Origin of the sequence: Sphingobacterium sp. SGL-16 (assembly GCF_011043515.1) — a bacterium.
Taxonomy (GTDB): Bacteria; Bacteroidota; Bacteroidia; order Sphingobacteriales; family Sphingobacteriaceae; genus Sphingobacterium; species Sphingobacterium litopenaei.
In genome coordinates, this window is sequence record NZ_JAAKGQ010000071.1 from 1 (window position 1) to 12,234 (window position 12,234).

General features: G+C 35.1%; 13 protein-coding genes. 10 read left to right on the top strand and 3 right to left on the bottom strand.

What is annotated here, in order from left to right; genetic code table 11:
- The first annotated feature begins 282 nt into the window (after nt 1-282).
- From G5B32_RS15875 to G5B32_RS15900, 6 genes are all read left to right on the top strand, one after another.
- Nucleotides 283-1,683 (top strand): OmpA family protein, encoded by a 1,401-nt coding sequence (locus tag G5B32_RS15875; RefSeq protein WP_165292478.1) that lies wholly within the window; start codon nt 283-285, stop codon nt 1,681-1,683.
- A gap of 167 nt (nt 1,684-1,850) precedes the next feature.
- On the top strand, nt 1,851-3,263 hold the full coding sequence (locus tag G5B32_RS15880; protein WP_165292489.1) for a tetratricopeptide repeat protein: 1,413 nt from the start codon (nt 1,851-1,853) through the stop codon (nt 3,261-3,263).
- Nucleotides 3,256-4,005: a shikimate dehydrogenase family protein gene (locus G5B32_RS15885; protein ID WP_165292479.1), complete on the top strand. Its 750-nt coding sequence runs from the start codon at nt 3,256-3,258 to the stop codon at nt 4,003-4,005. Before G5B32_RS15880 ends, G5B32_RS15885 begins: the two co-directional genes overlap by 8 nt.
- A gap of 3 nt (nt 4,006-4,008) precedes the next feature.
- A complete protein-coding gene (locus tag G5B32_RS15890) occupies nt 4,009-4,587 on the top strand; it encodes a gliding motility lipoprotein GldD (RefSeq protein ID WP_165292480.1) in 579 nt (192 codons plus the stop codon).
- A gap of 13 nt (nt 4,588-4,600) precedes the next feature.
- Nucleotides 4,601-5,245 carry an MBL fold metallo-hydrolase gene (locus G5B32_RS15895; RefSeq protein ID WP_165292481.1) on the top strand — a complete coding sequence of 215 codons (645 nt, stop codon included), beginning with the start codon at nt 4,601-4,603 and terminating at the stop codon, nt 5,243-5,245.
- A complete protein-coding gene (locus G5B32_RS15900) occupies nt 5,242-6,495 on the top strand; it encodes an ABC transporter permease (RefSeq protein ID WP_206366935.1) in 1,254 nt (417 codons plus the stop codon). The genes G5B32_RS15895 and G5B32_RS15900 overlap by 4 nt, the downstream gene beginning before the upstream one ends.
- 2 nt (nt 6,496-6,497) lie before the next feature.
- Here G5B32_RS15900 and G5B32_RS15905 read toward each other — a convergent pair whose 3' ends face one another.
- Both G5B32_RS15905 and G5B32_RS15910 read right to left on the bottom strand, forming a co-directional pair.
- Nucleotides 6,498-7,097: a hypothetical protein gene (locus G5B32_RS15905; RefSeq protein ID WP_240899080.1), complete on the bottom strand. Its 600-nt coding sequence runs from the start codon at nt 7,095-7,097 to the stop codon at nt 6,498-6,500.
- A 126-nt stretch (nt 7,098-7,223) separates the two neighbouring features.
- Nucleotides 7,224-7,502, bottom strand: coding sequence for a NifU family protein (locus G5B32_RS15910; protein ID WP_165292483.1), 279 nt, complete (start codon nt 7,500-7,502; stop codon nt 7,224-7,226).
- A gap of 206 nt (nt 7,503-7,708) precedes the next feature.
- Here G5B32_RS15910 and G5B32_RS15915 point away from each other — a divergent pair, with 206 nt between their 5' ends.
- The 3 genes from G5B32_RS15915 to coaBC are packed head-to-tail and all read left to right on the top strand — an operon-like array spanning nt 7,709 to nt 10,215.
- The gene (locus tag G5B32_RS15915; protein ID WP_165292484.1) at nt 7,709-8,632 is read left to right on the top strand and encodes an outer membrane protein assembly factor BamD; all 924 of its coding nucleotides are present in this window, start codon (nt 7,709-7,711) and stop codon (nt 8,630-8,632) included.
- A gap of 29 nt (nt 8,633-8,661) precedes the next feature.
- Nucleotides 8,662-8,991 carry a DNA-directed RNA polymerase subunit omega gene (locus G5B32_RS15920; protein WP_165292485.1) on the top strand — a complete coding sequence of 110 codons (330 nt, stop codon included), beginning with the start codon at nt 8,662-8,664 and terminating at the stop codon, nt 8,989-8,991.
- 15 nt (nt 8,992-9,006) lie between these two features.
- Nucleotides 9,007-10,215: a bifunctional phosphopantothenoylcysteine decarboxylase/phosphopantothenate--cysteine ligase CoaBC gene (coaBC, locus tag G5B32_RS15925; RefSeq protein ID WP_165292486.1), complete on the top strand. Its 1,209-nt coding sequence runs from the start codon at nt 9,007-9,009 to the stop codon at nt 10,213-10,215.
- Here coaBC and G5B32_RS15930 read toward each other — a convergent pair.
- Nucleotides 10,210-11,577: a methyltransferase RsmF C-terminal domain-like protein gene (locus G5B32_RS15930; protein WP_165292487.1), complete on the bottom strand. Its 1,368-nt coding sequence runs from the start codon at nt 11,575-11,577 to the stop codon at nt 10,210-10,212. The two genes, coaBC and G5B32_RS15930, sit on opposite strands and share 6 nt — an antisense overlap.
- 65 nt (nt 11,578-11,642) lie before the next feature.
- Here G5B32_RS15930 and G5B32_RS15935 point away from each other — a divergent pair, with 65 nt between their 5' ends.
- Nucleotides 11,643-12,023, top strand: a complete 381-nt coding sequence (locus tag G5B32_RS15935) for an SRPBCC domain-containing protein (protein WP_165292488.1) — start codon at nt 11,643-11,645, stop codon at nt 12,021-12,023.
- Nucleotides 12,024-12,234: the final 211 nt, after the last annotated feature.

Consider the following 12,234-nt stretch of genomic DNA (forward strand, 5'->3'; position numbering starts at 1 on the left):
GGGCACGTTCGGGACTTACACCCTAGAGTTCACGCACATGCCGGGCGCACATAAACAAAAAGCGATGTCAATGACATCGCTTTTTGTTTATTGAATTACGTGTAACTTTTTGATGATAAGATTTGTTAGATTATTAGCATTTATTTACTTTTACGGCAAAATTAGTTACATTAGTCAATTATAAAACAGTAAATGCCGCTCATATTTTTTGGCATCATTATTGTTAAGTTATGTTAAATATAGAAACAATTAAAAATTTTTATAACCTTAAACAAAAAGAGTATGAACTATTCTACAATTAAAAAAACAGCTGTTGCCGCTTCTTTAGTAGCCGCTTTAGGTTACGCTGATGTAGCTCAAGCACAAACTCCTACTGTATTCGGTGGACGCTCACAATACAGAACTTGGTCAATCGGTTTACAAGGTGGTATTACTACTCCAAATGCAATCATTGGTGGTTCTAATGCTTATGGTCAAAAAGTTGGTCTTTTCCAAAATAAAGTAGGTGAATACTATGGCTTGACTATCCGTAAACAATTCTCACACTTATTCGGTTTAGAATTGGAAGGTAACCGTGGTTCAATCAAAACTTATAACCATGATGTTTCAGGCAATAATGGTAACGGTATTGTTGAAACTACTGATTGGTTAGCTGCTGGTTCAAAATCAGTTAAAACTGATGTTAACTGGGCTGCTAGCTTAAATGGTGTATTTCAATTAGGTACTATTGATTTCTTAAGAAGAGAAAATGCAGTTAATTTCTACGCTAAAGTAGGTTTAGGTGTGTTAGCAAATAATCCAGTAATGTATTCTAATAATGATTTCACTGGATCGACTTTTGATAACAAAGGTAATTGGGGCGAAGAAATTTTTGGTGATCGTGTACCAACAGGTGACAGAGACTATAAATTAACAGCTTATGTACCAGTTGGTCTTGGTGTTAAATTCAAATTATCAGAAGTTGTAGCATTGAACTTAGGTTATACAATGAACTTTACTGATGATAACTACTTATACGGACCTTCAGATTATTCAACAGGAAAACAAAAATTCTCTAACCTTTACGGTGGTTTAGAATTCACTTTAGGTTCTCGTGATAAAGAAAACTTAACATTTGCTAACCCAGTTGCAACATTATACGATGAGTTAAAAGATCCTTCATTACGTAATGAAGTTGAAGCTTTAAAACAACGTGTTTCTACATTAGAAGGTACTGTTGATCAATTAGGTAAAGATTCTGATGGTGACGGTGTATCTGATAAATTTGATAAATGTCCTAACACTCCTGCTGGTACAGTAGTTGATGGTTCAGGATGTCCAATCAAATTCCCAGAGCCTAAAAATGACGCAGTAGTAGGTGGATACTACGCTCCTATCGGTTTCGAATTCGATAGCTCAGTATTGAAAACTGAATCATACTCTACTTTAGATAAATTAGCTAAAGAATTACGTGATTCAAACGGTACAGTTACTTTAGATGGTTACGCTTCTGCAGAAGGTACTGAAGAGTATAACTTAAACTTATCTAAAGACCGTGCTAATGCAGTAAAACAATACTTAGTGAACGCTGGTGTTGCTGCATCAAGCATCAATGCTAACGGTTACGGTGAAGCTAATCCTATTGCTTCTAACGCTACTGAAGAAGGTCGTGTTCAAAATCGTCGTGTTGAAATCAAAAAATAATTATAATATATAATTATTTCAACATACAGAAGCCGTCACAAATTTGTGGCGGCTTTTTTGATTTAAACCTTTTAAAGGTTTACCACTCAATACATATGTGGATATGTGGAAAATAATTTGAGATCAAATAATTTAAAAAGCGTATTTTTCACTAAATTGGAATGGATATGGAAGAGGAATTTGACTTTGGATCATCAGAAGAGCAAAAAAAATTTGTCAATCGTTTCGAAGAGATGATTCGAAATGAAGATCAATATTTTTTTGATGCTAGCACTTTTGAAAGTATTATCGATTTTTACTCAGATAAAAATGAATCAGTAAAAGCTTTGCAGGTTATTGATTTCGCAACAAGTCAACACCCTTACGAAGCAGGATTCTATGCAAAGAAAGCACAAATTCTTTCTAGCATGCGTCAATTTTCCTTAGCAATGGAGGCGATACAGAAAGCCGAATCATTAGAGCCATCTGATTCCGATATTCTATTAGTAAAGGCTTCTATTTACGCTTCGCAAGGCGTTCTCGATAAATCGGAAGAGCTTCTTAATCAAGCATTGGAAAACGCTGAAAATAAAGCCGAGATTTATCATCAATTGGCAACCATTTATCAATTGCAAGGGGATTTTAAGAAAGCAATTATCTTTTTGAAAAAGACCCTTAAAATTAATCCTGATAATCCAGATGCGCTCTTAGAGATTAATTTTTGTTTTGATGTATTAGACGCGAATGAAGATTCTTTGAAGTTTTTCACAAGTCTAATAGATGAAGACCCTTACTCCTATCATTGCTGGTATTATGTAGGTAATGCATACCACAAATTAAGCAGATATGAAGAAGCAATTGATGCATATGATTACGCTATTCTAATCAACGACGGCTTTTCTTCAGCATATTTTAATAAAGGTAATGCTTTAGTAAATCTTGATCGTTATACAGAAGCTATTGAAATATATAAGCAAACTTTCGAATATGAACCACCCAATGCTGACACTTATTGCGCCATAGGCGAATGCTATGAGAAGCTCGAATTAATGGATACGGCACGAGATTATTATAAAAAAGCCGTTAAGCTTGATACTGATATGGCCGATGCATGGTTTGGAATTGGTGTAACATTGGATTTTGAGGAACGCTATTTTGAATCCTTACATTTCTATAAAAAAGCTCTAGAGTTGGACGACGAAAATCCAGACTACTGGTTTGCAATTGCCGACGCACGTTATAAATTAGGTCAAATAGAAGAGTCTGAATTAGCATACAATAAGGTGGTAGAATTAAATCCAACTGATATAGAAGCTTGGCTAGATTTTTCATCTATCTATTTTGAACAAAATAAAATTGATGAAGCGATTGAAACCATATCCGAAGCAATTAAAGTTAATACAGACGCTCCCGAATTGTACTACAGATTAGTAGCATACTTATTTGCGAATGGTCAATACAATGAAGCGTTAAATTTTCTTGAATTAGCCTTAGCTTTTGGTCCTGAAAAACATCATATATTATTTGAATATCTTCCTCAATTACAAGGAAATCAAATAATTTTAGAAATTATAAAAAAGTATACGGAGAAAAATGATTAAATTAGGCTTGATTGGATATCCATTGGGACATTCATTTTCAAAAAATTACTATTTAGCTAAATTCGACAAAGAAAATATTCATGACATTCATTATGATTTGTATCCAATAGAGCAAATAGATCAGTTTCCAACTTTATATAATCAAAATTCACATTTCAGAGGTTTTAATGTAACAATTCCCCACAAACAAGCGGTCATTCCCTATCTAAATGAATTATCGGAAGAGGCGGCTCAAATGAAGGCGGTAAATTGCATCACGATAAAACATCAAGAAGGCAAAACAATTCTCAAAGGTTATAATACCGATGCATATGGTTTTGAAAAATCCTTAGAACCTTTGTTAAATCCTCATCACACTAAAGCATTAGTCTTAGGTAATGGAGGTGCGGCAAAAGCCGTATTTTATACTTTAGAAAAATTAAATATTTCTTATAAAATTGTAAGCCGCAATAGTGGAACAGGTGATCTAACTTATGAAGACCTGACTAAAGAACTACTAGCGAAATATTCGCTTATCATTAATTGTTCTCCAGTAGGCACTTTTCCTAATATTGATTCATGCCCAAATATTCCTTATGAAGGAATCACAGAAAAACATCTTTTGTACGATCTTATTTACAATCCAGAAGAAACTTTATTTCTAAAAAAAGGAAAGGAAAGAAGAGCAACAATCAAAAATGGCTATGAAATGCTTGTGTTGCAAGCTGAAAAAAATTGGGAAATCTGGCAAAGCAATTTTTAAAATATGCTACGATTAGTTTTCTTCGTACTTTGTATAATAAGCAGCGTTGGCTGTAATAATGAAGATTATAGCCCCAAACCAAGAGCTTATCATCGCATTGAATTTCCAGAGAAAACCTTTTTGACAGCCAATACTTCAGGATGTCCTTATCTTTTTGAGATACCAGCATACAGCGAAGTACAACCAGATCTTTCGACAAACGCTAATCCTTGTTGGAAAAATGTGCTATTTAATAAATTCAACGCGCAATTGCATCTTAGTTATTACGCAATAACCCAACATTCTACATTAGAGCAGCTCACTGAGGATGCTAGAGCGTTTGTATTTAAGCATACCCCTAAAGCAACAGCTATAGATCAACAGAAAATTTCTCATCCAGAGCATTATGTATCAGGATTGATGTATAATATTGAGGGCAATACCGCTTCGAATGTACAGTTTTATGTCACTGACAATAAGAATCACTACGTAAGAGGTGCCCTATACTTTAATGAAAAACCAAATTTAGATTCCATTCAACCTGTTTTAGACTTTTTGAAAACAGACATTCAACATTTAATTAGTACCCTAACATGGAAATAATTAAATTTGAATCATGTTGACTATTGAAACATTTACATTTAATCCTTACCAAGAGAACACGTATTTAATTATTGATGATTCAAACAATCATTGTATCATCGTGGATCCTGGGATGCATACTGTTCAAGAACAAAATTATTTCAAAGAGCACCTCGACAAAGGCAATTTGACTCCTGTTCTATTGCTTAATACGCATTGCCATATTGATCATGTTTTGGGAAATCGTTTCGTTTTCGATAACTGGGGTATAGTGCCAAACTTTCATGAAGCAGAAGTGCCCGTATTGGTTTCAGTAGAAAACTATGCGCCACAGATGGGATTTCGTTATGAAACGTCTCCTATTCCTGAATCTTTCCTGGAGGACAAAGAGACAATATCTTTTGGTGATCATCATATAGAATCTATTTTGGCACCAGGACATTCTCCTGGCCATCTTTGTTTTTATTTGGAAGAGATAAAATCCCTAATTGGAGGAGATGTCTTATTCCGCAACAGTATTGGACGATCTGATTTGCCTGGAGGAGACCATCAAACTCTTTTAAAAAGCATTTCCACACGCATCTATACCTTGCCAGAGGATACAGAAGTATTCCCCGGCCATGGTTCAACTACCACAATTGGTTTTGAAAAACAAACAAACCCATTTATTAGAGGATGAAAAAAATAAGTGTTCCATTATTTTTTGCATTGCGATATCTTTTTTCGAAGAAATCCGTTAATGCCATAAACATCATCTCTTTAATCAGCATTGTAGGAATTTTTGTTAGTACTGCCGCGCTAGTTATTGTGCTTTCATTCTATAATGGCATGGAAAAATTCATTTTATCAATGAATAGCACTTTTTCGCCCGACCTACGAATTGAGGCAGCAAAAGGAAAAACTTTTGACCCTTCTCAAAACCAAACTTTCTTGGAATTAGGAAAAAATACTGATGTTAAAAATTATTCGGAGACACTAGAGGATAAAGTTCTTATCCAACACGATGGAAAACAGATTGTAGGACAGATGAAGGGTATAACCCAACAAAGCCTTGAAAAACAGTCTAAAGAGCACATTCTACACATAGGGAAATTTGAGATTCAAGCTGACTCTTCTAATTATGCGTTGATTGGTCCCCAAATTCAAACAAATTTACAAGTTCCCATTTCGGAATTTAATAATGTGATTGACTTGTACTTCCCTCGTAAAGGATCCTCTGTCAACAATCTTAATCCTTTAGAAGATTTTAATATTAGACAACTTTCTGTCAACGGGATTCTTACTTTCGAGCCAGAATTTCAAAATCTAGTTATTCTCCCGTTGGATTTTGCAAGAGATATTTTAGGAGAAGATAAAGCTATTTCGGCTGTCGAATTATTTTTAAATAACCCTCTTGAATCTTCTTCATTGCAAAAGGAAATCCAAAAGAAACTAGGCTCAGATTTTCAAGTAAAAAATAGAGAACAACAAAATCCGACTTTATACAAAACCATCAAATCAGAAAAGTGGATCGTCTTCTTTATCCTCACTTTCATCGGTATTATCGCCATATTTAACATTATTGGCTCCCTTACGATGCTGGTGATTGACAAAAAAGAAGATATGAAAATCCTACAGCATATTGGCGCTAACAAATCGACGATTGAAAAGATTTTCTTTTATGAAGGAATTATGATTGCTTTGATTGGTAGCAGCATTGGTATCGCTATAGGCTACATTTTCTGCTATTTACAAGACATTTACGGATTTATACGTACGAATAATGTTAATGGAAGCTTTATTGATGTCTATCCTGTCGATATGCGTATGCAAGACTTTATATTAGTCTTCTTGACAATATCGATTCTTTCGATCATCGTCTCTTACTTTTCATCCAAACTAAGCGTAAGAGAGATTGGAAAAATTACTGTACTAAAAAGCGAGGAATAAAATTAGTATTTAAGTTTTTCGCGACTATAATCACCTTTTTTGATGGAATTGATAAATTGATACCAATTAAACGGATTCAAGAATGGATTGTTCATGCGTTGATTTATATTCTTATTTTGCATGTACTGGTGACGTTGCAAAGAATTGTAAGTCTGAATTTCCTCCGCATTACGCGGTACTACGCTGGCAAGAGCCGCAAGAGCGTCAGGGCTCAAGTTACGTCTTGCACTTGCGATAGGATCTTCTCCGGTTCCTAATCCCATAAACTCGGCTAAATAATCTTCATAACTTGCCCAAGGAAATGGTGTAACTGCCGGAAGTTCTATAATCAATGCACGCATCTTTACCGATGCCGTATATTTATCACCTTCTACTTCAGGAATAGTAATGGTTACAGGATCAAAGCCGACACTTGTAAATTCGATAACATCTCCTACGTGCGCAACAAATGAAAAATACCCTTCATTATTTGACATGAAAGTTTGATTATTGAAGGTTGTATTTTTAATGGTGACAAATCCGACAGGTAAATCGGATCCTGTTGAGGTAATCAATCCACTAAATTGCAGAATTTTTTTGCTCTGCGCAGACACGCTAGCCATCGTAAGGAACAGAAGTCCAATACTTAAAAACAGATATTTAGTTGATTTATAAAACATTTTAACAAAAATAAAATTTATGGTTATTCAGCGCTGTTAAAATGTGTTAATCAGAAAACAACATTTTTGTTACAATGCTTGACCCGGCAATGTAGCATTTGGATCATTCATATCCGTAATATTTATTGCCTCTACAGATACAATTTCGGGAACAGCTTTTTTGATTGCTTGCTCTAAACCAGCCTTGAAAGTCATGATGCTCATAGAACAACTAGCACAAGCACCCAATAATTTCAACTTCACGACTTTATCCTCTGTAATCTCTTCAATACTTACATTCCCCCCATCAGTTTCCAAATATGGACGAATTGTATCTAATGCTTGTTCTACTCTTTCGCGTAAGCTCATTCTTGTGTTACTTAATAATCCGTAAATATAATGATTTTTATTCCCATCTGAAATCTACCAAATATTATTAGCAAAACAATGACATTCCAGAGAATGGTTAAAGTTTGTTAAAGCCTTTTATAAAAATATATTAGTAACTAAAAATCAACTAAATTGCGGTTTAAAATTTAATTGAATATTATTGTTAATTGACGTATCTTTGTAAAATGTTTTTGAATAGACGTACACCTGTTATTTTAGCTTTATGCTTGGCTACATTGTTTTTTGTAGGCTGTAAAAGTAAGTTTGAAAAGCTTCGCACCAGCAACAATATTACAATGAAATATCAAGAAGCCGTGAAGCTTTATGAGAAAGGAAAATATTCTAAAGCACTGATTTTATTTGATGACCTAGCAGGAAAATATCGTGGTAGAGCCGAAGCGGAGGATTTATTTTACCTTATTGCAAACGCGAACTACAAATTAAAAGACTATACTTCTGCTCGTTTTCACTTTAAAAACTTTGCCAATACCTACCCTAACAGCGAAAGAGCTGAAGAATGTAGATATATGGCTGCTTATTGCTATTACATCGAATCTCCTCGCTCTACACTGGATCAAGAGAACACTCGTAAAGCAATTGATGAATTACAGTTATTTGTGAATTATTATCCTGAATCCGAAAGAGCGGAAAAAGCAGGAGAATTGATTCAAGATCTTCGTGAAAAATTAGAGAAAAAAGCATTCGATAATGCGAAGCTCTATTATAACATGGGGCTTGCGGATGATTACCGTGCTGCTGTTATCGCACTTGAAAATGTATTGAGACAGTATCCAGACACGAGATTTGCAGAAGAAATTGAGTTTTTAATGTTAAAGTCTCAATATTTATTCGCGGATAACAGTCGTGTTTATCGTCAGGAAGAACGTTTTAACAATGCTATAGATTATTATAATAGTTTTGTTGAACATTTTCCGAACAGCAAATTCAAGTCAGAGGCAGATGATTTAAAAAAATCTGCAGACAAAAAAATTGTATCTGCCATTCGCCTTATGAATCAATATAATAAGGAAGTGGAAGAAAGAAACAAAGAACTGGGCATTACTGAAACTAAAAAAGAAGAAGGTAGCGCAGATTCTTCATTGAAGTAACAACAAATTAAAAATAATATTTAGTTAATATGAGTCAAGCAAAAAACAACGCCATCCCAAATTCTACTGTAACACGTGATTTGAGAGAATTGGACAAAGCTACTGACAATCTTTACGAATCAATCGTAATTATTAGCAAAAGAGCAAACCAAATTGGTGTAGAAATAAAAGAAGAGCTAAATTCGAAATTAGCTGAATTTGCCAGCAACAACGACAACTTAGAAGAAGTGTTCGAAAACCGTGAGCAAATCGAGATTTCTAAGCATTATGAGCGTTTGCCAAAACCTACATTGGTCGCTATCGACGAATTTTTGAAAGACAAAATTTACTTTAGAAATCCTTCTAAAGAACAAGAATAATAGCAAGAGAAGCAAATGTCTTCATTAAAAGGCAAAAATATTGTGCTAGGTGTATGCGGCAGTATTGCCGCATACAAAATAGCTTCTTTAATACGCCTGCTCATTAAAGAAGAAGCTTCTGTACAAGTCATCATGACTCCTGAAGCAACTCAATTTATTACTCCCCTCACCTTATCAACATTATCCAAAAAACCTGTTTTAGTAGACTATTATGATCCTAAAACTGGAGAATGGAATAATCATGTTCATCTGGGCTTAAACGCGGATTTGATACTTATTGCACCTGCTTCTGCGAATACCTTGGCTAAGATGGCCAATGGCTTTTGTGATAATTTGTTGACAGCTACTTACCTTTCGGCTAAATGTCCAGCATATTTTGCTCCAGCAATGGATTTGGATATGTGGAAGCACCCTGCAACACAAAATAATCTTTCCCTATTAGCAAGCTTCGGAAATATCATTATTCCTCCAGGAAATGGCGAATTAGCAAGTGGATTGGTTGGAGAAGGACGTCTTGCGGAACCCGAGGAAATTGTTACATTCTTGCAAAATCATTTGAATACAGCTAAACCTTTGGCAGGAAAAATGGCTCTTGTAACAGCGGGACCTACCTATGAGGCTATCGACCCTGTACGTTTTATAGGCAATCATTCTTCTGGTAAGATGGGCTATGCAATTGCCGAGGAATTACAGCGATTGGGAGCACAAGTAACCTTAGTAAGTGGTCCAACACATTTGAAAGCGTCTGAAGCCATTACAACAATTGCTGTGCGCTCTGCACAAGAAATGTTTGACGCATGTGATACTCGATTCGATAGTTCCGACATTATTGTCATGAGTGCTGCCGTAGCAGATTATACTCCCAAAGAAACCGCAGTCGAGAAAATCAAGAAGAAAGCAGAGGATTTCACCATTGAGCTAAAGAAAACCACAGATATCTTAGGAACTTTAGGTCAACGAAAATCAATACAGCAGACATTAGTTGGATTTGCTTTAGAAACCAATAATGAACTTGCTCACGCCCAAGATAAATTAAGACGAAAGAATGCTGATTTTATTGTATTAAACTCTATGCAAGATAAAGGAGCAGGATTTGGTACAGATACAAACAAAATCACGGTACTTTCTCCTCATTCAGGCATAAAAAATTACGACCTCAAGTCGAAACAAGAGGTCGCAAAAGATATCGGTCAAATCATTGTTGAACATCAGCAACAATTATAAATTCCAAATACGGATTTCTTTTGGATAATAGTTATTAATGCGGCTTGGCATCGCTTTGATCCAGCCCAAATTGATTCCTTTATATCTAACCACAATCCACCCTTTTAAATTTTCAGGATTGATACCAACAGATAATTGTTCCTTGCGCAAGTAATTTTGTGCTTCTTCTAAATCTAATTCAATAGCTGGTAAATCCCTACGAACCAAATTACTCAAGGCTAGATCATGACTAGGAATAAGATCCTTACCTTTTAATTCACCTAATTCAGTACCTGCATTTTTCAGGTAAAGCACACTTTGCAAAGCTTGTAAGTCCTGTTCATAGCGTTGCGGAAAAATATGCAAGAAGTTGTTGTGAAGAAAAGAATAATGCCCTTCAGCATTTACCCAATTTTTCGCAAAATGTTGAGGAGCTACATTTTTCTCCTTTTTTACCTTTTTCATGGAAAAGGTGCCCTGTTCCGCCTTTTTCTTCAAAACAGCACAAAAGAATCCTTCACCTTTTAATAAATGCGGATAAAATCTATATCCAGAAGCTTTATGCTCCTTCGATTCTGTCACTGTAATTCCCCAGCTGTCATCCACTCCTATATGAACGGATTCCATCACAAACTCGCTGATTAGCCAATCTACTATTTCCTCATTTTCTTCGTTCGAATAAGAACATGTTGAATATATCAGATACCCTCCAGTCTTTAAAGCCGAGAGACTTTGACTCAAGATACGCTGTTGACGTTCGCTACACAATTTTACATTGGCTAGTGACCATTCATCAATAGCAGAATGATCCTTATGAAACATCCCCGAACCAGAGCACGGGGCATCCACTACCATTAGGTCAAAATAGCCTGGCAAACGACCAAAAGCAGATGGATCATTATTTGTCACGACTACATTCGAATTACCCCATTTTACCAAATTGGAGGTAAGTATATTTACACGTGATTTGATAATCTCGTTTGCCACTAACAAACTCTCGCTATGCAAAGTTGAATTAACTAAAGTTGATTTCCCCCCTGGCGCAGCACACATATCCAACGCTTTTATTGGAGAAGAATTTAGTTTTAATTTGCGAATCACATAATCCAAAAACATGGAACTTGCTTCTTGTGAATAATAACATCCACTATGAAACAAAGGATCTAAGGTAAACACAGGACGTTCCTTTAAATAATATGCATGCTGACACCAAGGAATTTCACGATCGATGTCATAAGTGGATACATCAAAACTTTTAGAAGGGTTTAAACGTATAGAAGTTGTTTTTTCCTCTTTATCGTGCACAGCACTGAATGCTTCATAATCAAAAGAAGGATCGCCTTTTAAAAGCGTCAATAAATCGTTCGGAAGGATATTACTCATAGTCAAAAGTAAAAATTCATAACTAAAAACTGAAATACTATTCAATTGCATTATCTTTGAAGAACATGAAGAATTTTAAGAAATATTACATTATTCCAGCTACACCAGAGGAGATCTATAAAGCGCTGACAACGGAAATAACAATACGTCTTTGGACAGGGGATATTGTGGAAATAGATCCTAGAGTTGGCGGTGAATTTTCCCTTTGGGATGGAAGCATCACTGGTAAATTTTTAGAATTAGAGCCTGATAAAAAGATCGTGCAGGAATGGTTTTTTGGTGAAGAGGAACAATCTATTGTGACTATCAAATTACACGAACATAAAAAGGGAACTTCATTTGAAGTGAATCATACGAACATACCAGATGAAGCATATGAAGATATCATTGAAGGTTGGGATAGCGAGTTTGTAGGTAGCCTCATAGATTTTTATACAGAAGAATAAGACCATTAAGTCCAAATGATTTTGTTACTCGGACTTGTTTATTTGTTCGAACTACTTTAGAGGTAATTATACTTCAAAATACTTTTATCTCGATATATTTCCTCTGCGACAATCCTTACCCGCTTAGGAATAATAATCGAATACGTCTAGAAAATAATTCTATTAAAATTAGTTAGTAAGATAGATCTTTATAAATCCTTTAAACGCAAGC